The 23,287-nt window shown below is 71.3% G+C and carries 19 protein-coding genes; 5 read left to right on the forward strand and 14 right to left on the reverse strand.

The features are described 5' to 3' along the window. The 6 genes from OHT01_RS15275 to OHT01_RS15300 all read right to left on the reverse strand — a co-directional run bounded on the left by OHT01_RS15275 (position 1) and on the right by OHT01_RS15300 (position 6,559). A complete protein-coding gene (locus OHT01_RS15275) occupies positions 1 to 942 on the reverse strand; it encodes a type II secretion system F family protein (protein ID WP_328553706.1) in 942 nt (313 codons plus the stop codon). Positions 943 to 1,060: 118 nt separating this feature from the next. Then, the gene (locus OHT01_RS15280; protein WP_328553707.1) at positions 1,061 to 2,404 is read right to left on the reverse strand and encodes a CpaF family protein; all 1,344 of its coding nucleotides are present in this window, start codon (positions 2,402 to 2,404) and stop codon (positions 1,061 to 1,063) included. Between the two features lie 18 nt (positions 2,405 to 2,422). Then, on the reverse strand, positions 2,423 to 2,890 hold the full coding sequence (locus tag OHT01_RS15285; RefSeq protein WP_328553708.1) for a TadE/TadG family type IV pilus assembly protein: 468 nt from the start codon (positions 2,888 to 2,890) through the stop codon (positions 2,423 to 2,425). Beyond that, the gene (locus OHT01_RS15290; protein WP_328553709.1) at positions 2,887 to 4,506 is read right to left on the reverse strand and encodes an AAA family ATPase; all 1,620 of its coding nucleotides are present in this window, start codon (positions 4,504 to 4,506) and stop codon (positions 2,887 to 2,889) included. The genes OHT01_RS15285 and OHT01_RS15290 overlap by 4 nt, the downstream gene beginning before the upstream one ends. Positions 4,507 to 4,794: 288 nt before the next feature. Then, entirely contained in the window at positions 4,795 to 5,508 is a 714-nt protein-coding gene (cpaB, locus tag OHT01_RS15295; RefSeq protein ID WP_328553710.1) for a Flp pilus assembly protein CpaB, read from the reverse strand. Between the two features lie 169 nt (positions 5,509 to 5,677). After that, the gene (locus OHT01_RS15300; protein WP_328553711.1) at positions 5,678 to 6,559 is read right to left on the reverse strand and encodes a hypothetical protein; all 882 of its coding nucleotides are present in this window, start codon (positions 6,557 to 6,559) and stop codon (positions 5,678 to 5,680) included. A gap of 381 nt (positions 6,560 to 6,940) precedes the next feature. On the opposite strand from OHT01_RS15300, the gene OHT01_RS15305 reads away from it, so the two are divergent. Both OHT01_RS15305 and OHT01_RS15310 read left to right on the forward strand, forming a co-directional pair. Continuing rightward, positions 6,941 to 8,626 carry a chitinase gene (locus OHT01_RS15305; RefSeq protein ID WP_328553712.1) on the forward strand — a complete coding sequence of 562 codons (1,686 nt, stop codon included), beginning with the start codon at positions 6,941 to 6,943 and terminating at the stop codon, positions 8,624 to 8,626. A 258-nt stretch (positions 8,627 to 8,884) separates the two neighbouring features. After that, entirely contained in the window at positions 8,885 to 10,255 is a 1,371-nt protein-coding gene (locus OHT01_RS15310) for a M14 family metallopeptidase (protein ID WP_328553713.1), read from the forward strand. Positions 10,256 to 10,336: 81 nt separating this feature from the next. On the opposite strand, the gene OHT01_RS15315 is transcribed toward OHT01_RS15310, so the two are convergent. The 5 genes from OHT01_RS15315 to OHT01_RS15335 form a co-directional block, all read right to left on the reverse strand. Continuing rightward, entirely contained in the window at positions 10,337 to 11,131 is a 795-nt protein-coding gene (locus OHT01_RS15315) for a hypothetical protein (protein ID WP_328553714.1), read from the reverse strand. 128 nt (positions 11,132 to 11,259) lie between these two features. Beyond that, positions 11,260 to 12,783 carry a GntP family permease gene (locus tag OHT01_RS15320; RefSeq protein WP_328553715.1) on the reverse strand — a complete coding sequence of 508 codons (1,524 nt, stop codon included), beginning with the start codon at positions 12,781 to 12,783 and terminating at the stop codon, positions 11,260 to 11,262. A gap of 188 nt (positions 12,784 to 12,971) precedes the next feature. Then, positions 12,972 to 13,382: a RidA family protein gene (locus OHT01_RS15325; protein WP_328553716.1), complete on the reverse strand. Its 411-nt coding sequence runs from the start codon at positions 13,380 to 13,382 to the stop codon at positions 12,972 to 12,974. 7 nt (positions 13,383 to 13,389) lie between these two features. After that, on the reverse strand, positions 13,390 to 14,157 hold the full coding sequence (locus OHT01_RS15330) for an IclR family transcriptional regulator (protein WP_328553717.1): 768 nt from the start codon (positions 14,155 to 14,157) through the stop codon (positions 13,390 to 13,392). After that, positions 14,154 to 15,212 (reverse strand): sugar kinase, encoded by a 1,059-nt coding sequence (locus OHT01_RS15335; protein ID WP_328558128.1) that lies wholly within the window; start codon positions 15,210 to 15,212, stop codon positions 14,154 to 14,156. Before OHT01_RS15335 ends, OHT01_RS15330 begins: the two co-directional genes overlap by 4 nt. Before the next feature lie 223 nt (positions 15,213 to 15,435). Between OHT01_RS15335 and OHT01_RS15340 the strand changes: the two genes are divergently transcribed. Together OHT01_RS15340 and OHT01_RS15345 are read left to right on the forward strand one after the other, a co-directional pair. Beyond that, positions 15,436 to 16,713 (forward strand): amino acid deaminase, encoded by a 1,278-nt coding sequence (locus tag OHT01_RS15340; protein WP_328553718.1) that lies wholly within the window; start codon positions 15,436 to 15,438, stop codon positions 16,711 to 16,713. Between the two features lie 16 nt (positions 16,714 to 16,729). Then, positions 16,730 to 18,358 (forward strand): N-acyl-D-amino-acid deacylase family protein, encoded by a 1,629-nt coding sequence (locus OHT01_RS15345; protein WP_328553719.1) that lies wholly within the window; start codon positions 16,730 to 16,732, stop codon positions 18,356 to 18,358. 19 nt (positions 18,359 to 18,377) lie between these two features. On the opposite strand, the gene OHT01_RS15350 is transcribed toward OHT01_RS15345, so the two are convergent. From OHT01_RS15350 to OHT01_RS15360, 3 genes are all read right to left on the reverse strand, one after another. Continuing rightward, entirely contained in the window at positions 18,378 to 19,262 is an 885-nt protein-coding gene (locus tag OHT01_RS15350) for a S1 family peptidase (RefSeq protein WP_328553720.1), read from the reverse strand. A gap of 137 nt (positions 19,263 to 19,399) precedes the next feature. After that, positions 19,400 to 21,193, reverse strand: coding sequence for a P-loop NTPase fold protein (locus OHT01_RS15355; protein WP_328553721.1), 1,794 nt, complete (start codon positions 21,191 to 21,193; stop codon positions 19,400 to 19,402). A gap of 46 nt (positions 21,194 to 21,239) precedes the next feature. After that, positions 21,240 to 21,938 carry a hypothetical protein gene (locus tag OHT01_RS15360; protein WP_328553722.1) on the reverse strand — a complete coding sequence of 233 codons (699 nt, stop codon included), beginning with the start codon at positions 21,936 to 21,938 and terminating at the stop codon, positions 21,240 to 21,242. A 126-nt stretch (positions 21,939 to 22,064) separates the two neighbouring features. Between OHT01_RS15360 and OHT01_RS15365 the strand changes: the two genes are divergently transcribed. Further along, complete coding sequence (locus OHT01_RS15365) at positions 22,065 to 23,276, forward strand: pyridoxal phosphate-dependent aminotransferase (protein ID WP_328553723.1); 1,212 nt, start codon at positions 22,065 to 22,067, stop codon at positions 23,274 to 23,276. The last annotated feature ends 11 nt before the right edge of the window (positions 23,277 to 23,287 follow it).

The following is a 23,287-nucleotide window of genomic DNA, read 5'->3' on the forward strand; positions in this document are numbered from 1 at the left end:
TCACACTTCGATCTTGCCGAGCCGGCGGATGACGAAGAAGCCCACGGTGTAGAGGCCGAGGGCGAGCAGCACCAGGCCCTGGCCGAGCGGGGAGCCGGTGACGCGGGCGAGGGCTCCGTCGTTCGAGGAGTTGATCAGGACCAGGGAGCCGATACCGAGGAAGGGGACCGTGAAGGCGGTCGCGTTGACCTCGGAGAGCATCGTGCGGACCTCGCGGCGGGTCTCCTTCCTGTCCTCCAGGGTCTGGGTGAGGTTGCGCAGCGAGCTGACCACCGAGCCGCCCGCCTTGTTGGCGAGGACCAGGGTGGTGACGAGGACGATCAGCTCCCGGGAGGGCAGCCGCTCGGAGAGTTCACCCAGGGCGTCGTCGATGCTGCGGCCCAGCATCAACTGGTCCGCCACATGCGCGAGTTCCTCGCCCGCGGGGGCCTCCAGCTCCTCCGCCGCCATGGCGAGCGCGGTGCGCAGGGCGAGGCCGGCCGCCGTCGCGTTCGCCAGCAGGCGTGCCACGTCGGGGAGTTGGCTGATGAATGCCTCGATACGCTTCTGGCGCTGCCAGTTGAGGAAGACGGCCGCGCTCCACACACCGAGGACGGCGGCGATCGGACCGAAGAACGGGGCGAGTGTCGCGGCGGCGATCAGCCACAGCGCGACGACCACGACCGCGACGTAGGTGAAGAACTCCCCCGCGGTGAGGTCGAGTCCGGTGGCCGTCAGCCGCAGGTGGATCGTTCGGCCGAGGCGGGTGCGGCGCAGCCGGCGGTCGACGCCCGCGAAGCGGCGGACCCGGTGGCCCGCCGAGTGCGGGGAGCCGCCACCGGAGAGGCGGTCGACGAGGTCCCGCCGCTGGGCGCGGCCCGAGGCGTAGGAGTGGACGCCGGCGACGGCGAGGGCGCCGCCGAGGAGCGTCCCTCCGAGGGCGAGGAGTACGGGATCGTTCACGGCTGCCTCCCTTCGTAGGTGGGGGACTCGGAGGAGGCGGGCTCCGGGGCCGCAAGCACCGCCGTGGGGCGGTCGGGGGCCGGGGACTCCACGGTGCGCGGGTCGGGGGCGGGGGGTGTCAACCGATGGCCTGTCTCGTATTGCCCAGGACGTCGATGGCCTCGGCGACCCCGAAGGCGGGCGGCAGCGGTTCGTTGGCGACGTACAGCTTCTCCGCGATCGAGCGGGGGAGCGGGAGGTGCTCGAAGTGGCCCCGGACGACGCGGTCCGGGCCGACCGGGCGGGGCACGAAACGGGTGACGGGGGCGATCCGGAACTGCTCGCGGCCGTGCGAGACGAGCAGCGCCACCTCTGTCACCTTGCGGGAGCCGTCGGCGTGCCGGGAGAGCTGGACGACGACGTCGACGGCGGAGTTGATCTGGTCCTTGAGCGCCTCGAAGGGGATCTGCACCTCGGACATCGAGCCGAGGGTCTGGAGCCGCATGAGTGCGTCCTCGGCGGAGTTCGCGTGGACGGTGGCGAGCGAGCCGTCGTGACCGGTCGACATGGCCTGGAGCATGTCGAGGGTCTCGCCGCCGCGGACCTCTCCGACGATGATGCGGTCGGGCCGCATGCGCAGGGAGTTGCGGACCAGGTCGCGGATGGTGATCTGGCCCTTGCCCTCGACGTTCGGCGGCCGGGACTCCAGGCGGATGACGTGTTCCTGCTGGAGCTGGAGTTCGGCCGAGTCCTCGATGGTGATGATGCGCTCGTGGGACGGGATGAGGCCGGAGAGCGCGTTCAGCAGGGTGGTCTTGCCGCTGCCGGTGCCGCCGCTGACGATGACGTTGAAACGCGCCCTGACGAAGGCGGCGAGCAGCATGAGCGTCTGCTCGTCGAGGGAGCCGAGGCCGATCAGCTCCGGGAGCGTGTACGCGCGGGGGAAGCGGCGGATGGTGAGGGTGGGGCCGGTCAGGGCGAGCGGCGGGATGATGACGTTGACTCGCTCGCCGGTGGGCAGGCGGGCGTCGACCATCGGGTTGGACTCGTCGACGCGGCGGTTGACCGTCGAGACGATGCGCTCGATGGTCTGCATGAGCTGCTCGTTGGACGCGAAGCGCAGCGGGAGCTGTTCGACGCGGCCGGCTCGCTCGACGAAGATCGAGTCCGGGCCGTTGACCATGATCTCGGTGATCGAGGCGTCGGCGAGGAGCGGTTCGAGGACGCCGAGACCGAGGGCCTCGTCGACCACCCGGCGGATCAGCTGGGAGCGTTCGGCGGTGGAGAGGACCGGGCCCTCGCGGCTGATGATGTGGCCGAGGACGCGTTCGAGGCGGACCCGGCGTTCGGCCGCCGCCAGGCTGGACATCTCCGCGAGGTCGATCTCTTCGAGGAGTTTGGCCCGGTAGACGGCGACGAGGTGTCCGTCCTCGCGGGCGGGTCCCCCCTCGTCGGGGGCGGCGATACGGGAACGCAGGCTCATGGCGTCGGCTCCTTTCGGTCAGTCGTCGGTGGGCATGGTGGCGCTGCGGGTGACGGTGTAGGGGCCGAAGAGGGGGATGACACCGGGGACTTGGACCGTGACCGTGGCGGTGGTCGTGTCGGGGCCCGGGGCCGGATCGACCCTCGGGTCCAGCCAGCCGCTCACGGCGGCCTGTCCCGCCGCCCCGCCGTCGCCGCCCTGCGAGGCGACCCGGGCGGCGGCCCGCGCGCCGGAACCGGCCTGGTTGACGCCGTACCCGATGAGTCCGAGCTGGATGGCCGCCATCCCGATGAGCAGCAGGATGGGCAGGAATCCGACGAACTCCAGGATGGATACGCCCCGGTCGTCCCGGAGCCGCCGCGCGACGCGGAACCCGCCCGCCGGGCGGATCCCGGTCGTGGTGCGTAACCCGTCGGCGGCGCCGGGCCGTTCGGGTCGGCGGATCCCGTGCGAGGCGCGGAGCCCGCGCCAGGGGTGTGTCTTCATCCGGCGTCACCCTCCAGTGCCGCGCCCGCCGTGCCCCGTACGTGGAAGCCCGCGTCGAAGCCGGGGAAGAACAGCGGGACGTCGACCTCGACGGTGGCCTTCATGACCGGGCCCGCCGGGCCGCAGGCGATGCCCGCGTCCTTCCAGGAGCCCGGCAGGTTCCTGGTCCCCGCCGTCGCGCACGCGCCGGCGACGTCGCCGTTCACCGCGTACGCCGCGGTGGCGGCCCGCGCCGCCTCGTCCGCCGCGTTCCCGGCCAGCGAGTACGAGTATCCGTACAGCACGCACTGCCACAGGATCGTCATGACGACGAGCAACAGCGGGAACATCCCGGCGAATTCGAGGGTGACCGCTCCCCGGTCGCCGCCCCGGCGCCGCAGCGAGAGCGCGCCCCGGTCCGAAGCGGACGCCTTGCGGCGCCTGCCGCCGCCCCCGCCTTCCTGGGGGACCACGAGCCCCAGTTCGGCGGCCAGGGCCCACAACGCCTGCTTGACGGTCGAGCGGGCGTCCAGGTCCTGCAGCCGCCCCGCGTCGACGACCGACTGGAGTTCCTTGAAGGCGGCGGGGACCGCCGAGCGGGCGACCTTGGTGCCGGTGACGCGTTCGACGAGGGACGGCTGGATCTCCGAACCGCGGGCGAAGCGGTTGACGACCGTGGTGGTCTCCTCCGCCTTGCGGATCTGGAGGCGGTCCCACATCCGGACCATGCGTTTGGCGGCTCGTACGGCGATGACGTCGGGGGTGACGAGGAGCAGGGCCTGGTCGGCCATCTCGACGGCTGCCGCCGTGGCCGAGTTCATCTGGGAGCCGCAGTCGACGACCACCACGTCGTGGCGGGAGCGCAGCGCGCCGAGGACCTGGCGGGCCACCCGGTCGGTGACCTCCTCGCCCCGTTCTCCCTCGGCGGGGGCCAGGAGCAGCGCGATGCCGCTGTCGTGGGTGTAGACGGCGTCCTGGAGGACGCGCGGGTTGATGTCGGTGATGGCGGCCAGGTCGGCCACCGACCGGCGGAACTGCACGTCGAGGTACGAGGCCACGTCCCCGGACTGGAGGTCCAGGTCGAGCAGCGCCACGTTATGCCCTGACGCCCTCGCTGCGAGGGCGAGTTGGACCGCGGTGACGGTCGCGCCGACGCCGCCCTTCGCGCCGGTCACCGTGATGACGGTGCCGCCGGGGCCCGCGTACAGCTCGGGCGCGCCGCTGTGCAGGTGGCGGCGCATGCCGGCGGACCAGGCGGCGGCGGCCTGGACCCGTTCGGCGAGGGCGTCGTAGCCGAGGGGCAGGCCGATGATGCCGCGGGCCCCGGAGTCCATGGCCGCGGTCAGGACGCCGTTGCCGGTGTCGGCGGTGATGAGCACGACGCCGACCGCGGGGAAGCGCATGACCAGGTCTCGGATGAGGTCCAACGCCGGTACGGGGCCTATGCGTTCATGGACCAGGACGACCTCGGGGAGCTCGTCGAGGGACTCCGCCGCGAGGCGCGCGAGGGTGTCGAGGAGGGCCGTCGAGTCGGGTACGGGCGGGGCGGGTTCGGTGTCGGCGAGCTGGCTGAGCAGGGTGGTGAGCGCGCGGGCCGAGTCGATGTCCCCGACGGCGGGAAGGATACGAATGGTCATCGCCGAAGCCCCTCACCGACGTACCGAACCCCGGACCGGGGGGCGGGGGACCCGCCCGCCGGTCCGGGCCAGGGGCCTCGCTCCGCTGCCCCGAGGGCCTGTCGCGCCCTGGGCCGTCCGGGCGACCGTTCCCGCACCCCGGCGGTGCGCGGCGCGGCGGGGGCTCGGCCCCGGCCGGTGCGCGTCCGGTGCGGCGCCGCCGCCGGCCGTCGGTCCGGACCCGTGCGCGTCGGCCTCGTACGCGGCCCTTCGCACCGCCCCGTGGGCATGGACCTCATGCGCGGCCTCCTACTTGTCCTCGTCGAGGGTGTACGTACGGTCGCCGGGCGCCACGATCGTCGCGGAGCCGCCCGCGACCAGGGCGAGCCGGACGTGCTGGGCGAACGACTCGGCGTACGCGACGCGTTGGGCGTCTGCGGTGTCGAGCGCGAAGGTGATGGGCACGGCCTGGGCGGCGCTGCTGCGCCGGTCGGCGCTGGACTGGTCGGGGTCGAGGGCGGTGAGCTTGCCGACGTCGATGACGCGGGCGTTCGCGACGATCACCTTGGACTGGTCCCTGCCCTTGTCGTTCGCGGCCTTGAAGGTGGCGTAGATGTTGACCCGGGAACCGGGGTCGATCTTGCCCGCGACACCGGTCGCCGCGTCGATCATGATGGCGATCTCCTGCTGTCCCGCGGCCAGTTGCGGCTTGTCCACGATCATGTCGGCCTGCAGCAGGGAGCCCTTCTCCAGCTTGGTGACCGCGATCTTGCCGCGGATCCGGGAGAGGTCGGTGACGGCGGTGGACGACAGCCACCGCTCGGGCATCGAGATCTTCTCGAACTGGTCGGCCGACAGCTCCTTGTAGGGCGCGATGTCGTTCTTCAGGCGGTACGCCGTGACCTCCGGGCCGACCTTGGAGTTCACGTCGCGGACCACCGAGAGGACTCCGGCGAAGGCGCCGAGGGCGCACAGGACCGAGAGGACCAGCAGGATGACGCCGCGGCGCTGGCGCGAGTTCACTGAATCTCACCTCGTGGGGCGGTACCGGGGAGTGGACCGAGCTGTCGTTCCTGCCGGGGACCAGGGGTGGTCCCCGGGGTGGTGCAGCATGTTCCGGACAACCTCGGTGTACGGGGACGGCGGGGCCGAGCGGTCGTGCCTGGTGCTGTTCAGATGTGACCGAGGGGGCCTATGTGGCACCTCGGGGCAGAGCGTGTACCGAAGAAACTGCCCGGACTACGGCGGCCGGAAGCTCCTGCGCGGAAGGCGGTGGCAGCGGTGCGGCGCAGAACCCGCAGCGGTCACCGATGAGTTCGAGGCCGCACCAGTGGCACTCCTCCCGCCGGACGGACGAGACGAGCTGGTAGAGCACGGAGACGTCGTACAGTCCGGCGGCGAATTCGACCATCCGTGACGTGCCCCACCAGCGCACCGATTCCTCGGGCAGCGGGACGGTCGCGACGCCCTGGACCTGCCAGGCGGGCGCCAGCGTCGTGGTCACCCAGTCGGAGGGGGGCTGGCCCGCGGCCGAGAGCAGCCGGGTGCCGAACTCCGGTCCGGGCAGGGTGTCCTGGCCGACCCTGATCAACTCGGGCCGCGGATTGGCGAGTACGGCGAACTGGGCGCCCGGCACCCATGACTTGGCGTGCGACTTGAGGGAGACCGGGACCCGGTCGAGCTTGGCGACCGAGCCGAGCAGGGCGCCGGCGTAGATGTAGTGGGCGAGCAGCCGGGCGGCCGAGGCGAGCACGCCGGGGCTGAAGTCGCAGACGGACAGCTGGCGCAACTGCTGTGCCAGCAGGGCGATTCCGAGCGGTGGCAGGTCGATGCCGAGCAGCGCGATGCGGTCGCTCTCCAGGACGGAGCGGACGGTGTGCAGCCGCTGGGTGACGGCGCCCTCGGCGGAGGACGGGTAGAGGGAGATGACGTACCCGTGCTGTTCGATGAGCGCGTGCATCCCGGTGAGGGAGCTCTCCAGGGTGCCGAGCGGCTGGACGACCGCCGGCGGGGTCTGCCGGTCGTGCGGTGGGAGCACCAGATCGGGACTGGTGACGGCTATCGCGGTCGGCACGCTGCACACACCCCGTTCGCTGGGGCGGGGTGGTCAACCACCGCCTCAGATCGCCCCTTTTATCGCCATGGAGCATCACGGACGACCACATACGGCCGCAGATCGTCACTGTGACGTCCTCTTGCATCAGCACCATATCCACGGCATGGCCCGCTCAACACCGAATCTCCGAGATCATCTCACCGAAGGTGCGGGCGTGATCAACGGAGAGTAAGCCGGGTTCGAACAACTGAGGCTCCTTGCAAGGGCGTTGAAAACTCCACAGGTCTTGACAACCGGATTGGTCTGGACCAACTTGTATCCACCGGCGGTGGCCACCGTTCCGTTCCCCCTCCCCTCCCCCACCTCTCCCTGGAGGACCCAGTGGACCGCGTCACCCGTATGCCCGGACGGAGATGGGCGGGAGCCCTGGCCGCCGCCGTCACCGCGTCCGTCCTCTCCCTCACCGGTCTGGCCGGCCAGGCCCAGGCCGCCGACATCAACAACGCCAAGAACGGCGGCTTCGAGTCCGGCCTGAGCAACTGGACCTGTTCGGCGGGCAGTGGCACCACGGTCTCCTCACCGGTGCACAGCGGCTCGGCCGCCCTGAAGGCCACGCCCGCGGGGCAGGACTACGCCCAGTGCTCCCAGTCCGTCGCCGTCAAGCCCAACTCGACGTACACGCTGAGCGCCTGGGTGCAGGGCTCCTACACCTACCTCGGGGTGAGCGGCACGGGGACGACGGACGTGTCGACCTGGACGCCCAACACCACCTGGACGCAGCTCACGAACACCTTCACCACAGGCGCCTCGACGACGTCGGTGACGGTCTGGACGCACGGCTGGTACGGACAGCCCGCCTACTTCGCGGACGACGTCTCGGTGTTCGGCCCCGACGGCGGCGGTGGCGGCGACCCGGCCCCGACGGTCCCCGCCACCCCGGCGGGTCTCGCCGTGTCCGGCACGACCTCCTCGTCGGTCTCGCTGGCCTGGAACGCGGTGTCGGGCGCGACCGGCTACAACGTCTACCAGGGCGGCTCCAAGGTCCAGGCGGTGACCGGCTCCTCCGCGACCGTCTCGGGGCTCACCGCCTCCACCGCGTACTCCTTCCAGGTCACGGCGACCAACTCGGCGGGTGAGTCGGCGAAGTCGTCGGCGGTCACCGGCACGACGGCCGCCACCTCGGGCGGCGGGGGCGGCGGAACCGTGCCCGCGCACGCCGTGACGGGCTACTGGCAGAACTTCAACAACGGCGCGACCGTCCAGAAGATCTCCGCCGTGCAGTCCCAGTACGACATCATCGCCGTCGCCTTCGCCGACGCCACCAGCACGCCGGGCGCGGTGAGCTTCACGCTCGACTCCGCCGGGCTCGGCGGCTACACGGTCGACCAGTTCAAGGCCGACATCAAGGCCAAGCAGGCCGCGGGCAAGAAGGTCGTCATCTCGATCGGCGGCCAGAACGGCACGATCTCGGTGAGCGACTCGACGTCGGCCACGAACTTCGCCAACTCCGTCTACTCCCTGATGCAGACGTACGGCTTCGACGGCGTCGACATCGACCTGGAGAACGGCCTCAACGCGACCTACATGTCGCAGGCGCTGCGCTCCCTGTCCGCGAAGGCGGGCTCGTCGCTGGTCATCACGATGGCCCCGCAGACGATCGACATGCAGTCCACGTCGAACTCGTACTTCCAGACGGCCCTGAACATCAAGGACATCCTCACCGTCGTCAACATGCAGTACTACAACAGCGGTTCGATGCTCGGCTGCGACGGCAAGGTCTACTCGCAGGGTTCGGTCGACTTCCTGACCGCGCTCGCCTGCATCCAGCTCCAGGGCGGTCTCGACGCGTCCCAGGTCGGCCTCGGCCTCCCCGCCTCCACCAGCGGCGCGGGCAGCGGCTACGTCTCCCCGACGATCGTGAACAACGCCCTCGACTGCCTGACCAAGCTCACCAACTGCGGTTCCTTCAAGCCCTCCAAGGCCTACCCGGGCCTGCGCGGCGCGATGACCTGGTCGACCAACTGGGACGCCTCGGCCGGCAACGCCTGGTCGAACGCGGTGGGCCCGCACGTGCACGCGCTGTAGTTCGGCCCGCACTCCCTCGCCACCCCCTTCCAGACACTCCCCCTCGGGCCCCGTCCGTCGCAGTCGCGGCGGACGGGGCCCGAGCCGTTTCCACGGCCGATTCACGCCACCGGCCCTTTGTCGTCTCTTGACCTGCTCATGCCATGACCTTCACCATGAGCGCCACACCCGCACCAGGCACGTCGCCATGAGCCCACCCCCCGCTCCACTCCCCACCTTCCGGAGATCCCGGAAGTCCCGGAGAAACAAGGAGACTTCATGCGACTTCGCATCCGCGGCAGCGGCAGTACCGACGGCAGGGGCCGAGGCGGTCGGCGCACCGCCGCCCTCGCCGTCCTCGCGGCCCTCGCCCTCGCGGCTCCGCTCACCGCGACCGCAACCGACGCCACGGCGAGCGGCGCCAAGGCCCTCGCCCCGTCGTCCGACGACGTCAAGCAGTACGAGATCCACCAGAGCTCGACCCCCGTGTCCCGTACGGAGATCCAGCGGTCCGGGGTCACCGTGGACGAGTCCGACGAGGAGACCGTCGTCGTCTCGGGCCGCGCGGACCAGATCGCCACCCTTCGCCGACAGGGCTACGACGTCTCGCTGTTGGGCTCCGCGCCCGACCGTGCCGCCTCCGCCGGCGACGTCCGCCTCTTCGACTTCCCGACCGCGGACTCGAAGTACCACAACTACGCGGAGATGAACGCGGAGATCGACCAGCGGCTCGCGGCCTACCCGGGCATCATGAGCAAGAAGGTGATCGGCAAGTCCTACCAGGGCCGGGACATCGTCGCCATCAAGGTCAGCGACAACGTCGCGACCGACGAGAACGAGCCCGAGGTACTGCTCACCTTCCACCAGCACGCCCGCGAGCACCTCACGGTGGAGATGGCCCTGTATCTGCTGCGCGAACTCGGGGCCGGCTACGGCAGCGACTCCCGCGTCACCAGCATGGTGGACAACCGCGAGATCTGGATCGTCCCGGACCTCAACCCGGACGGCGGCGAGTACGACATCGCGAGCGGCTCCTACCGCTCGTGGCGCAAGAACCGTCAGCCCAACTCCGGTTCCTCGTACGTCGGTACGGACCTGAACCGCAACTGGAACTACAAGTTCGGCTGCTGCGGCGGCTCTTCGGGCTCCACGTCGTCCGAGACCTACCGGGGCGCGTCGGCCGAGTCGGCGCCCGAGGTGAAGGTGGTCGCCGACTTCGTGCGCGGCCGGGTCGTCGGCGGCAAGCAGCAGATCACCGCCGGGATCGACTTCCACACCTACAGCGAGCTGGTGCTGTGGCCGTTCGGGTACACCACCTCCGACACGGCGACGGGGATGACGGCGGACGACGCGAACGCCTTCAAGGCCGTCGGCCGGAAGATGGCCGCGAGCAACGGCTACACGGCCGAGCAGTCCAGTGATCTGTACATCACGGACGGCTCGATCGACGACTACCTCTGGGGCACCCAGAAGATCTTCGACTTCACCTTCGAGATGTATCCGACGTCCAGCTCCGGCGGCGGCTTCTACCCGCCCGACGAGGTCATCGAGCGCGAGACGTCCCGCAACCGGGACGCGGTGCTCCAACTCCTGGAGAACGCCGACTGCATGTACCGGTCCATCGGCAAGGCGGCCCAGTACTGCGCCTAGCGGGTGAGGGACCGGCCGCACCGGCCGGTGAGCGGGGATCCGCGCGCCCTTGGTGACCGGGCGCGTGGATCCCCGTACCGTTTACGGCTGTTCGGCCTTCTTCTCGTCCGGCTTCCCGGCTTCGTCCCGGTCCGCCTTCTCGGCGGCCTCGGACGTGACGGGCGCGTCGGATGCCTCCGCCGTGTCGGCCGACTCGGACTCCTCCGCCGTCTCCACCGCGTCCGACGCCTCGGACGTGCCGTCGTCGGCGCCCTCGGCGGACTCCGTGGCCTCCGTGACGTCGGTGGCCTCCGTGGCCTCGGCGTCCTCACCGTCCTCGAAGTAGGCGTCCAGGACGGCGTCGAGCTGCTCCTCCCACTCCTTGAAGCGTGCCCGGGCCGTCGCCTCGATCTCTATCGGATACCAGCGGCGCTCCGGCGTGTGCACCGTGATGGTGAACCGCTTGCCGAAGCGCGGCGACTCCGTCTCGACGGCGCTGATCTCGTCCCAGCGGAACTCCGCCTCCTGGTCGTCCAGGCGCAGCCGGACGCCGCTGAGGTCGGCCGTGATCGAGGCACGCCGGTCGGAGGCCTCGAAGACGGGGCCGTCGGGGGCGGGGCCGGATTCCGGAACGGTCCCGGATTCCGGTTCCGTCCCGGAGTCGGTCTCCTCCTCGGACACGGACTCCTTCGGGGTCCCGGCGGCGGGCGCCTCCTCGGACGCCGCGTCGTCGGAGACCGTCCCGCCGGAGACGGTGCCTTCGGCGGCTGCCTCCTCGGACTCCTCGACCGCGTCCTTCGGCTCCGCCGGCACGGGTGACGTAAGCCCGGGGATGTACGCCGGGTTCACCGCGGCGGCGTCCAGGGGCTGGCTCTTCGAACCTATGCGCTGCTCCACAGCGGGAAGTATGGTCGAAGATCCTGTGTCGGACACAGCCAGCCCCTACTTAGCTATGCCTCTGTTACACGAACAGAGGCATCCCGGCGGTACGAAGGCCCGCGGCGGTACGAGAACACCGGTGGCGCCTAGACGAAGACGCTGACCACGGCGGCCACGGCGAACCCCGTCACGGACAGCACCGATTCCAGGACGGTCCAGGTCCTGAGGGTGTCGCGCTCGCTGATCCCGAAGTACTTGGCCACCATCCAGAAGCCGCCGTCGTTGACGTGCGAGGCGAAGATGGAACCCGCCGAGATCGCCATGATGACCAGGGCGACGAAGGCCTGCGAGTGATGGCCCTCGACGAGCAGCGGCGCGACGATGCCGGCCGTGGTGACGATCGCGACCGTCGCCGAGCCCTGGGCGACCCGCAGGACCAGGGAGATCAGATAGGCCAGCACGATCACCGGGAGGCCGACGTCGTTGAAGGTGTCCGAGAGTGCCTGGGCGACTCCGCTCGCCTTCAGCACGGCGCCGAAGACACCGCCCGCGCCGACCACCAGCAGGATGTTGCCGACCGGCTTCAGCGACGAAGTCGACACCGTCTCCAGGGACTTGCGGGACCAGCCGCGCCGGATGCCGAGCAGGTAGTAGGCGAGGAGCAGCGCGATCGTGAGGGCGACGAAGGGGCTGCCGAAGAACTCGATGACCGAGCGCGGGGTGGAGGGGTCGAGGGCGATCGAGGAGAAGGTGGCGGCGAGGATCAGCACCAGGGGCGTACCGATGATGCCGAGGACCGTGCCGAGCGGTACGGGCTTCTCGTCCGGGTCCGCCACGTCCTGCGGGCCCTCGGCCCCGCTCGTCGAGAGGGCGCCCGTGCCCCGCTGTTCCTCGATGACGGCCCGCTTGGCCTCGGCCGCGGCCTCCACCATGTCCTGCGGTACGGGGACGAAGATCCGCTTCCCGATCCAGGCGGCGTAGACCCAGGCGGCCAGCACGGCGGGGATGCCGCAGACGATGCCCATGAGGATGACCCAGCCGAGCTGGACGTGCAGCAGGCCCGCCGCGGCGACCGGACCGGGGTGCGGCGGCAGGAAGGCGTGGGTCATCGACAGGCCGGCGAGCAGCGGCAGGCAGTAGAGCAGGATCGACTTGCCGGACCGCTTGGCGGCGGCGTAGACGAGCGGCGCGAGGACGAAGATGCCGACGTCGAAGAAGACCGGTATGCCGAAGATCAGGCCGGTCAGGCCCATGGCGAGCGGGGCCCGCTTCTCTCCGAAGAGGGTGAGCAGCCGGGAGGCCAACACCTCGGCGCCGCCGCTGACTTCGAGGATCGCGCCGAGCATCGTGCCGAGACCGATGATGATCGCGACATGGCCGAGGATGCCGCCCATGCCGGTCTCGACGACCGACACCGCGGTGGACCGCTGGACCGTGCCGAACAGCTCCGTGACCGAGAGTCCGGCGGCGAGGCCGACGGCTATGGAGACGGCGAGCAGGGCGACGAACGGCTGGAGCCTGACCTTGATGATCAGGACCAGGAGGAGCGCTATGCCGAGGGCGGCGACCGTGAGCAGTCCGGCCGTGCCGTCGATCAGGAGCAGGAGACCACCGGTGTGCGGTGGTGTCTCCGGGGCCGGGGCAGTGGCGGCGAGCGGATACGACGACATGGAGGGGGGCCTCGTTCTCGTGGGTCCACGGAGCATTCGGGCAGGGCGGATCGCGGTGCGGCACCCCGGGTTCTGCGGGTGCCGCACCGTGACGTCGTACGCGGTGCGGGAGTTGCGCGGGAGCTGTGCCGAGTCGCGCGGGAACCGGCCGGGCGCCGGTCCTGAGGAGGACGCCCGGAGGCAGGACGTCAGCCGAGAACGGCGAGGACGTCGATCTCGACGAGGAGTCCGGCCGGCAGGCCGACGTAGACCGTCGTGCGGGCGGCGGGAGGCGCGGTGAGGCCCTGCTCCTCGAAGTACTGGTTGTAGATGTCGTTCATCTCGGCGAAGTGGCCGGTGTCCGTGAGGTAGACGCGGATCATCATCGCGTCGTCCCAGCCGGAGCCGCCCTCTTCGAGGATGGCCTTGACGTTGGCGAGGGTCTGGAGCGTCTGCTCGCGCAGGGTCGGTCCCGCGGGCGTCGGGGGCCTGCCCTCCTCGGCGGGCAGGAAGCCGACCTGGCCGGCGACCTGGAGGATGTTCCCCTTCCGCACACCGTGCGAGAACTTCGCGGGCGGGGTGGTGTGGGTCGTGGGGGTGAGGGCGATCTTGTCGGTCATGCGGTGATCATTCCTTTGCGTCTTCCTTCGTGGGGGCTTTGCCGGAGTAGTCGCGGCTGATGGCGTCCGCCGTACGGCGTACCAGCGGGAGCAGGGTCAGCAGTTCCTCGGCGGTCACGACGACGTTGGGCGCGGAGACCGACATGGCGGCGGCGACGCGTCCGTCGGCGCCTCGGACGGGGGCGGCCACGCAGTTGATGGATTCCTCGTGGCCGCCGAGGTCGGTGGCCCAGCCCTGTTCGCGTACCGCCGCCAGTTCCTTCAGGAAGGCGGGGGCGTTGGGGGTCGAACGGGCCGTGTACATGGGGTAGTCGAGCCTGTCGGCGACGGCGCGGCGCTCGGTCTCGGGCAGGTCGGCGAGGAGGAGTTTGGCCACCGCCGCGACGGTGATGGCGACGGGTTTGCCGATCCGCGAGTACATGCGCACCGGGTAGCGGCTCTCCACCTTGTCGATGTAGAGCACCTCGTGCTCCTCGTACACGGCGAGGTGGACGGTGTGCCCGCAGTTCTCGTTGAGGCGGACGAGGTGGGGGTGGGCGATCTCGCGGACGTCGAGGTTCTCGACGGCCTCCTGGGCGAGGGCGAAGAGCCGGGCGCCGAGGCGGTAGCGCTGGTCGGACTGGCGGTACACCAGGCCGTGTTCGTTCAGGGTGCGCAGCAGGCGCAGCGCCGTGGACTTGTGGACGCCGAGGCGGTCGGCGACCTGTCCGAGGTCGGCGGGGCCCTCGGCGAGCAGCGGCAGGATGCTCAGCGCTCGGTCGACGGTCTGGCTCATGGCGTACGTACCTCCTCGGCGGCCCGTGCGTCGGCTGCGGTCCAGCCGGGGCCGAGACGAAGTGTCTCCCAGGCACGGTCGTCGAGAGCGGCCAGCCGGTCGGCGTGCCCCCGGGCGGGCGGCTCGGCGAGGTCGCCGGGCATGGTGAGGGCGGCGGCGGCCATCAGGTGGCCGTGGCGCAGCCGGTCGCGGACGGGAAGGCCGCGCAGGGTGGCGGAGAGGAACCCGGCGGCGAAGGCGTCACCGGCGCCGACGGCCGCGACGACGTCGACCCGCAGGGCTCGGGCGAAGGTGGCGGTGCCGGTGGCGTCCTCGGTCCTCTCGGGAACGTCGTCGTCGAACGCGACGGCTCCGCCCTTGCCGTACTTGACGACCAGGACGTCCGGTTCGGGCAGCGCGTCGCGGATCGCGCGCGCCCCGCGCAGCCCCCAGGCCTCGGCGGCCTCGTCGGCCCCGACGAAGACGATGTCGGCGCCGCGCGCGAGGTCGAGCAGGACGCGGGGTCCTTCGGGGTCGCGCCACAGCCCGGGGCGGTGGTTGACGTCGAAGGAGACGAGGGGGCGACCGGGGCGCGGGGCGGTCAGTTCACGCATCAGGGCCAGGCAGCCCTCGGACAGGGCGGCGGTGATGCCGGACAGGTGCAGCACGCGGCCGGACCGGGCGGCGGCCAGGTCCACGTTGTGCGCGGTCATCGCGGAAGCGGCCGATCCGGCCCGGTAGTAGGCGACTTCGTGGGCGTCGGTGGCCCGGTCGCCCGCGGTGCGGAAGTAGACGCCGGTCGGGCGGTCGGGGTCGCGGCGCACGGCGGAGGTGTCGACGCCGTACCCGGTGATCGCCTCCACCAGGTGGTCGCCGAACCCGTCGGCGCCGACCCTGCCGACCCAGCGGGCGGAGTGACCGGCGCGGGCGAGCACGCACGCCACGTTCGACTCGGCGCCGCCGATGCCCCGCTCGAACGAGGGCACGTCGGCGAGGCGTCCGGGCCTGCTGGGCAGAAAGGTGACCATGGACTCGCCGAGCGCCACCACGTCGACGGGGACGGCACCGATACCGATACCCGCGTCGGCGTCGGCGTCGGCGTCGGCGTCGAGGGACGCGGCACCTGCGGGTCCGTTGCTGGTCACGGTTGTCGGGGCTCCTCGCTCTGGCGGCCGACGGCGGTGAACGGCACCGTTGACCCTGCGTTGGCTGGGATGTTAGACAGCAGTAAGCGACATACGCAATGAGCGTTGCACATCATGCAACGCGGCACCGCAGCAGACAGATCAAGGAGGCCCCATGAGCGCCGACACCGCCGCCGCACCGCTGGCCGCTCTCGCGGCGGAACGCGTCGACCACCGTTTCAAGGGCCTGCCTCCGGACGTGGACGGCCTGAGCGTCGGCGAGTTGGCCGGCCGGCGCCTCAACCTCTTCACGGACGGCTTCACCACCCCCGTCCTCGCCCTCTCCGCCGAGCGCCTGACGCACAACCTCGAACTCATGGAGACGTACGCCACCCGGCACGGCCTCGCCTTCGCCCCGCACGGCAAGACGTCCATGGCGCCACGGCTGTTCTGGCGGCAGATCGAGCACGGCGCCTGGGGCATCACCCTCGCGGTCCCCCACCAGGTGCGGGTGGCACGGGAGTTCGGCATCGACCGGATCTTCCTCGCGAACGAACTCGTCGACCCGGCGGCCCTGCGCTGGATCGCCGCCGAGCTGGCCGCGGACCCGGACTTCCGGTTCGTCTGCTACGTCGACTCCGTGCGCGGTGTGGAGTTGATGGACGCCGCGCTGCGCGGGTGCGCCCGCCCGGTGGACGTCGTCGTCGAACTCGCCGCGGGCGCGGGCGCCCGTACCGGAGTGCGCACGGAGGCGGAGTGCGAGGCGGTCGCGGACGCGGTGGCGGCGACGGCGACGCTCCGGCTGGCCGGTGTCGCGGGCTACGAGGGCGAGGTCCCGGACGCGAACCCCGAGCGGGTGCACGCCTGGCTGCGGCGGCTGACCTCGCTCGCGGCGGCCTTCGACGGCGCCGGACGGTTCAAGGGCCTGGACACGATCGTCGTCAGCGCGGGAGGCAGCGCCTGGTTCGACGCGGTCGCCGACGTCTTCGCGGAGATCCCCGAACTCTCGCTGCCTGTCCTGAAGTTGCTGCGTTCGGGTGCGTACGTCTCGCACGACGACGGCCACTACCGGAAGCTGACCCCCTTCACCCGTGTCCCGGAGGAGGGCGCCCTGCACCCGGCGTTCCGCCTCTGGTCGCAGGTCGTCTCCCGGCCCTCTCCCGAGCAGGCCTTCACCAACGCGGGCAAGCGGGACGCGGCCTACGACCTCGGCCTGCCGTTCGCCCAGGTGGTGCGCCGGGACGGCGCGGAGCGCCCCGCGACCGGCATCGAGGTCAGCGGGCTCTCCGACCAGCACGCGTGGCTGCGTACGGCCCCGGGGGCGGATCTGGAGGTCGGCGACTGGGTCGGCATGGGCCTGTCCCATCCGTGCACGTCCTTCGACAAGTGGAAGCTGATCCCGCTGGTCGAGTCGGACGGCACGGTCGTCGACTACATCCGCACGTTCTTCTAGAGGCGGGAGACGCCCCATGGACCACGCCGATCTCGTCATCCAGGACGTGGACGTCGCCGACGGCAGCGGTGCCCCCGCGTACCGCGCCGACGTGGCCGTCAAGGGCGGCCGGATCGTCGCGATCGTCCAGGAGGCCGCGGCGGCCGGCTGCCAACGGCCGCGCGGGACAAGGGAGCTGGACGCCGAGGGTCTCGTCCTGGCCCCCGGCTTCATCGACATGCACGCGCACAGCGACCTCGCGCTGCTGCGGGACCCGGACCACAGCGCGAAGGCCGCCCAGGGCGTCACCCTCGAAGTCATCGGCCAGGACGGCCTGTCGTACGCCCCGGTCGACGACCGAACGCTCGCCGAGGTCCGGCGGACGATCACGGGCTGGAACGGCCACGGCGACGACATCGACTTCACCTGGCGTTCCGTGGGCGAGTATCTGGACCGGCTCGACCACGGCTTCGACGGCGAGGGCATCGCGGTGAACGCGGCCTACCTCGTCCCCCAGGGCACCGTCCGCATGCTCGCCGTCGGCTGGGAGGACCGCGAGGCGACCCCCCAGGAGCTGGACCGGATGCGGCAGTCGGTGGCGGACGGCCTGCGCGAGGGCGCGGTGGGGATGTCCTCCGGACTGACGTACACCCCCGGGATGTACGCCCGCGACGGCGAACTCACCGCACTGTGCCGGGTGGTGGCGCGGTACGGCGGCTACTACTGCCCGCACCACCGCTCGTACGGGGCGGGCGCCCTGGCGGCGTACGAGGAGATGGTGACCCTCGCCCGCGAGGCGGACTGCCCGCTCCATCTCGCCCACGCCACCATGAACTTCGGCGTGAACGAGGGGAAGGCGCCGGAACTCCTCGCCCTGCTGGACAAGGCGCTCGCGGACGGCGCGGACATCTCCCTCGACACGTATCCGTACACGCCCGGCTGCACCACTCTCGTGGCGATGCTGCCGAGTTGGGCGGGCGAGGGCGGACCGGAGGCGGTTCTCGCCCGGCTGCGGGACGACACGACGGCCGAGCGCGTCCGGCACCACATGGAGGTCGTGGGCGCGGACGGCTGCCACGGCGTGCCCATCGCGTGGGACACGATCGAGATCTCGGGGGTGAGCGACCCGGAGCTCGGCTCGTACGTCGGCCGCACCGTCCAGGAGTCCGCCGACCTGCGCGGCGAGGCCCCCTGGACCACCGCCCGGCGGCTGCTGGTGGAGGACCGGCTCGGCCCGACGATCCTGCAGCACGTCGGCCACGAGGAGAACGTCCGGGCGATCATGCGGCACCGGGTGCACACCGGCGGCTCCGACGGCATCCTGCGGGGCGACAAACCGCACCCGCGCGCGTACGGCACCTTCCCGCACTATCTCGGCCGCTACGTAAGGGAGTTGGGCGTCCTCTCACTGGAGGAGTGCGTCGCCCACCTGACCGGCCGCCCGGCCGCCCGGCTGCGGCTGCCCGACCGCGGTCTGGTCCGTGAGGGGTACCGCGCCGACCTGGTCCTCTTCGACCCGGCGACGGTCGCGGCGGGGTCGACGTTCGCGGCGCCGCGCACGCTGCCGACGGGTGTCCCGCACGTCCTGATCGACGGCCGGTTCGTCGTGGAGGACGGGCGCAGGACGGATGTCCTGGCGGGACGGGCGGTCCGCCGCACGGCGTGACCGCCCGCCCTCCCGCGCACTACGGCTTGGGCAGGACGCACCCGCTCGCGCTCAGGTTCAGCTTGTTTCCGGTCGTGAAGCAGGCCGGGATCTGGTAGGTCTCCTCGGCGTAGTTGGTGCCCTCGTGCACGGTGACGTTGCCGTTCGCGTCGACCTCGCACGGGTTGTCCACCGTGCAGGTCTCACCGTCCTCGTTGCCGGTGTTGTTGACGGCGACGACCTTGCCGGTGGACTGGTCGATGACCGGCGAGCCCGAGGTGCCGCCGATGGTCTGGCAGGCGGAGGTGTAGCGGACCGAGTCCTTCCAGGTCCAGTCGCCCTCCTTGAGGCGGTACACGAACCCGTCGATGCTGCAGTTGTAGAGGCGCTTCCAGTATCCGGAGGCCACCGTGATGGCGGTGCCGGCGGTCGGATGCGTGTCCTGCACGGTCAGCGCGCTGATGCCGTACGAGCTCTTGATGGTCGCGTACGTGCTGGTGAGCTGGTAGATCGTGATGTCCGTGTCGGTCATCGTCGAGTACGCGACCTTGCTCGCGCGCAGGGTCGCGACCTTGGTGCCGGCCGAGTTCAGCAGGCTGAAGGTCCGGCTGGACGACTGCCCGACGATCACCTCACCGGGGTCCGGGAAGCCGGTCTCCAGGCAGTGGCCGTTGGAGAGCACGAGCGCCGGGTCGGTGTCCGCCGAGTTGGGGAAGCGGATGACCGAGCCGGAGCAGTTGCTGAGCGCGACGGTCCCGGCGAGGCCGACGGCCTGGAGGGTGGGCGCCGACTTGGTGTCCGCCGTGTCGGCCGCGGCCGACACGTGCGCGGGGGCGGACTCGGGCGCGGGTGCCGCGACGGCGGGTGCCGCGCCCGCCCCGGCTATCACCAGGGCGAACAGAGCGGCGACGAGAGGCATTCTCATGTGGGGGTCCCCTCTTGCGACGTGGGGCGGCCGAAGGTCGTCCGGTCGCCTTCTGCTGACCGGAGGTCTTCCGGTCATCTTCTTGTCATGTGCATTCTGAGGGGGGAGGGAAAGGGGGACAAGGAGCCGTTTCCGGCCTAACGGGCGGCCGGTTCGTTGGCCTCCTCGGCGTAGCGGAAGAGCAGCGCGCCACTCGTGGCGACCCGCGCCCCGAGCGCCGCCGCCCGGGCCTCGCGGTTCGGCGTGGTGCGGCTGGTGAAGAAGACGGCGGGACCCGCGTACCGCCCGCTCTCCCGCCAGCGGCCCAGATCGTCGAGCCCCGCCTCCCGGTCGAGTCCGCGCTGCACGTCGGAGACGAGCAGGTCGATCCGGGTGGCGTCGAGGACCTGCTCGGCGCGGTCCCGGTCCGTGGCCACCTGGACGCGGGCGCCCTGCGCCTCCAGCAGCTCGACGAACCGGGTGTTGCGCTCGGGGTGGTCGTCGGTCCAGAGCACCTGCATGCCGGCGTACGGCATCCCGGCGTACGACGGGCCGGAGTACGCCGGGCCGGCGCCGCCCGGCCGCGCGGACGAACCGGGCTCCGGTGCCCCGTCCGCCGGATCCACCGCGAGCCGGGGTGCCCCCTGCTGCAACTGCCCCACCAGGTCGTCCACCTCGGCGAGCTCCATCAGCTCGTCGATGAGCCGGACGAAGTTCTGGTCCAGCGCCAACTCCGGGAATCCGGTGGGCAGATGCTCCTCCAGCCGGGCGAGCAGTACGCCCCGGTCCCCGGGCCGGTCCGGCTCCGGCGCGACCAGGCCGTACGCGAGCAGACAGTGCACCGCGCCCGGCCAGTCCTCGTCCGCGGGCTGGGCGAAGGGCTGACTCAGCACCCGCCGGGTCGCGCGGTAGCGGACGAACTCGCGGGCCGCGTGCACATCGGCGCCGTCGCGGGCGAGCAGCACCCGGTAGAAGTCGGGGTACAGCTGCTGGAGCAGCAGGACCCGGATGACCGCCTCCGCGCTGAACGACTCCCAGACGGGATTGAGCGCGCACTCCAGGCCGAAGCCGTTGATGAGCCGCTTGATCCGGCGCGGGTTGCGGGCGGAGCGCAGGGCGATCAGCTCGGCGAGGTGGTCGCCGAGCAGATCCTGGATGCCGGAGCGTTCCGCGCACCGGTCGACGTACGCGCGGACGTCGGCGACCGCCGGGACCGGCACCCGGTAGCTCGTCTGGAAGATCTTCTCCATGAACGCCGAGCCGGCCGGCGACAGATCCCGCAGCAGTCCGCTGGGGCCCAGCGCGGAGCGGTCGCACCCGATGACGAAGGCGAGCCCCGGCACGTCCAGGTACACCTTCACCGCCTCGCACACGGCGAGCACGGTCTCCTCGGAGCAGCGGTCGAGGTCGTCGACGAACACGACGAGCAGGCGCCGGGTGTCGAACGACGTGGACTGCGTCCACTCAGCGGCCAGTTGGCGCAGTGCGTCCCGCATGGCGTTGCGGGACCGGGCGTCGAGGGACAGGTCCCGCCAGAGCCGGTCGACGAGGGCGGCGACCCCGAACGGCGCGGCCCCGAGCGTCAGGACCGCCCGGACGAAACGGATGAGCGCGGGCTGCTCCGACACCCGGCGCAGCGCCCTGCGCAGTACCCGCCGGTCGAACCGCATCAGGACGGACTTGATCAGGCCTTCGAGGGCGTCCGCGCCCGTCGAGGTCCAGGCGTTGTACCAGACGGTGTGGACGCCGTCCCTGGTCCGCAACTCGGCGTCCACCAGCCGCATCAGGCTGCTCTTGCCCATCCCCCACCCGGCGTCCACCGCGAGGGTGAGCGGGGTGGCGGCACGCGAGTCGTGGAGCAGTTTGGCGAGTTCGCGGGCGGCCCGGCCGGTGCCCAGCAGATCGTCGCGCGGCCCGGCCACCGGCTCGTCGTTCAACAGCGAGAATTCCATGCCCTGCCTCCCCCTTGCGGCAGGGCCAACCTACTGGGGCCGGGACCTAGTTGGGCCCGTAGCCGCCGTGGCCGTGGCCGTGGTGGTGTCCGCCGCCGGAGCCGCTCGTCGCCGAGGCGGTCGGGGTCGGGGCCGCCGCCGAGGTCGTGGGGGCGGCGGAGGCGGTGGACGCGGTCGGGGCGGAGGGCGTGGGAGTGGGGGAAGCGCCCGCCGACGGGGCGGTGCCCGCGGTCGTGGTGGCACCCGGGGAGGCGGCGTCCACGCCGCCCGACGGGTCGGCCGGGGCGGCGGACGCCGAGGACGCCGAGGCGGTGGCCGGCGGGGCGGCCAGCGGCTGTGCGGAGGAGACCGCGGTGGACCCGGCGGCCGGCTTCGCGGATCCGGTGGCGAGGCGCACGGGACCGTTCGTCCGCAGGGGCGTGCCGTCCGGTACCCCGGCCGTGCCGGAGTCGAAGACCCCCGCGACGGCTATGCCGAGGACGACGACGCCCGCCGCACCCCCGGCGACGGCCAGCCGCCGGGTCAGCCTGGCCCTCCGGTGGCGTACCAGCCGCTCGCGCCGCCCCTCCGGGACGCCGGGCACGACGGCCAGGACCGTGGTGTCGTCACCGTCCGTGTACGCCTTCCGCCAGCCGTGCGCCTCGGCCGGATCGGCGTACGTCTCGTAGGCCAAAGGCGTCGACCCGTCGCTCTGCGGGAGGTACACCTTCGGCCGGGCTTCGGGATCTCCGGACTGCCAGGACATGATCGCGCATTGTAGGGACCACCAGGGCTTTCGTCGTAGTGGGCGGACAAAGGCGCTGGAACCGACACGTCTCACGTGGTGGAAAACACGCCCCGGCGCGCGTTACGCGGCCGTAAGCTCACGGACATGCAGGTGATCCAGTCCACGAAGCTCGCCAACGTCTGCTACGAGATCCGGGGTCCGGTTCTTGAGGAGGCGATGCGGCTCGAAGCGGCCGGTCACCGCATCCTCAAGCTCAACACGGGCAACCCGGCCGCCTTCGGGTTCGAGTGTCCGCCGGAGATCCTGGAGGACATCCTCCGCAACGTCTCCTCGGCGCACGGCTACGGCGACGCCAAGGGTCTGCTCGCCGCCCGCCGCGCGGTCGTGATGCACAACCAGACGCTCGGCATCGAGACGGACGTCGACCACGTCTTCGTCGGCAACGGCGTCTCCGAGCTCATCGTGATGGCGATGCAGGGCCTGCTGGACGACGGCGACGAGGTCCTCGTACCGGCCCCGGACTACCCCCTGTGGACCGCCGCGGTCTCCCTGTCCGGCGGCACGGCCGTGCACTACCGCTGCGACGAGCAGTCCGACTGGATGCCGGACCTCGCGGACGTGGAGCGGAAGGTCACCGACCGCACCAAGGCGATCGTCATCATCAACCCGAACAACCCGACCGGCGCGGTCTACGACGACGAGATGCTCCGGGGGCTCACCGACATCGCCCGGCGCCACAACCTGCTGGTCTGCTCCGACGAGATCTACGACAAGATCCTCTACGACGGTGCCACGCACACCGCGACCGCCAAGATCGCCCCCGATCTGCTCACCCTCACCTTCAACGGCATGTCGAAGGCGTACCGGGTGGCGGGCTACCGCGTCGGATGGATGTCCGTCTCGGGACCGCGCGCGCACGCCTCCTCCTACATCGAGGGACTGACGATCCTCGCGAACATGCGGCTGTGCGCGAACATGCCGGGGCAGCACGGCGTGGTGGCGGCGCTCAGCGGGCGGCAGACGATCAACGACCTGGTCCTGCCGGGCGGGCGGCTGAAGGAGCAGCGGGACGTCGCGCACGAGCTGCTGACGCAGATCCCGGGTGTGACCTGCGTGAAGCCGAAGGGGGCGCTGTATCTCTTCCCGCGCCTCGACCCCAAGGTCTTCAAGATCAAGGACGACCGGCAGATGGTGCTCGACCTGCTGCGCCGCGAGAAGATCATGGTCGTCCAGGGGACGGGCTTCAACTGGCCCGAGGCGGACCACTTCCGGGTGGTCACGCTGCCGACGGTCGCGGATCTGACCGACGCCGTGACCCGGATCGGCACGTTCCTGGACGGCTACGGCCAGCCGTGACGCCCGCGGGT

The organism is Streptomyces sp. NBC_00358, assembly GCF_036099295.1.
In the GTDB taxonomy this organism is placed as follows: Bacteria; Actinomycetota; Actinomycetes; order Streptomycetales; family Streptomycetaceae; genus Streptomyces.

Coding starts and splice junctions, on each gene's coding strand:
- OHT01_RS15280 (WP_328553707.1), bottom strand. CDS start 2,404: ATGAGCCTGCGTTCCCGTATCGCCGCCCCCGACGAGGGGGGACCCGCC.
- OHT01_RS15285 (WP_328553708.1), bottom strand. CDS start 2,890: ATGAAGACACACCCCTGGCGCGGGCTCCGCGCCTCGCACGGGATCCGC.
- OHT01_RS15290 (WP_328553709.1), bottom strand. CDS start 4,506: ATGACCATTCGTATCCTTCCCGCCGTCGGGGACATCGACTCGGCCCGC.
- OHT01_RS15305 (WP_328553712.1), top strand. CDS start 6,941: ATGCCCGGACGGAGATGGGCGGGAGCCCTGGCCGCCGCCGTCACCGCG.
- OHT01_RS15310 (WP_328553713.1), top strand. CDS start 8,885: ATGCGACTTCGCATCCGCGGCAGCGGCAGTACCGACGGCAGGGGCCGA.
- OHT01_RS15320 (WP_328553715.1), bottom strand. CDS start 12,783: ATGTCGTCGTATCCGCTCGCCGCCACTGCCCCGGCCCCGGAGACACCA.
- OHT01_RS15325 (WP_328553716.1), bottom strand. CDS start 13,382: ATGACCGACAAGATCGCCCTCACCCCCACGACCCACACCACCCCGCCC.
- OHT01_RS15330 (WP_328553717.1), bottom strand. CDS start 14,157: ATGAGCCAGACCGTCGACCGAGCGCTGAGCATCCTGCCGCTGCTCGCC.
- OHT01_RS15340 (WP_328553718.1), top strand. CDS start 15,436: ATGAGCGCCGACACCGCCGCCGCACCGCTGGCCGCTCTCGCGGCGGAA.
- OHT01_RS15345 (WP_328553719.1), top strand. CDS start 16,730: ATGGACCACGCCGATCTCGTCATCCAGGACGTGGACGTCGCCGACGGC.
- OHT01_RS15350 (WP_328553720.1), bottom strand. CDS start 19,262: ATGAGAATGCCTCTCGTCGCCGCTCTGTTCGCCCTGGTGATAGCCGGG.
- OHT01_RS15355 (WP_328553721.1), bottom strand. CDS start 21,193: ATGGAATTCTCGCTGTTGAACGACGAGCCGGTGGCCGGGCCGCGCGAC.
- OHT01_RS15360 (WP_328553722.1), bottom strand. CDS start 21,938: ATGTCCTGGCAGTCCGGAGATCCCGAAGCCCGGCCGAAGGTGTACCTC.
- OHT01_RS15365 (WP_328553723.1), top strand. CDS start 22,065: ATGCAGGTGATCCAGTCCACGAAGCTCGCCAACGTCTGCTACGAGATC.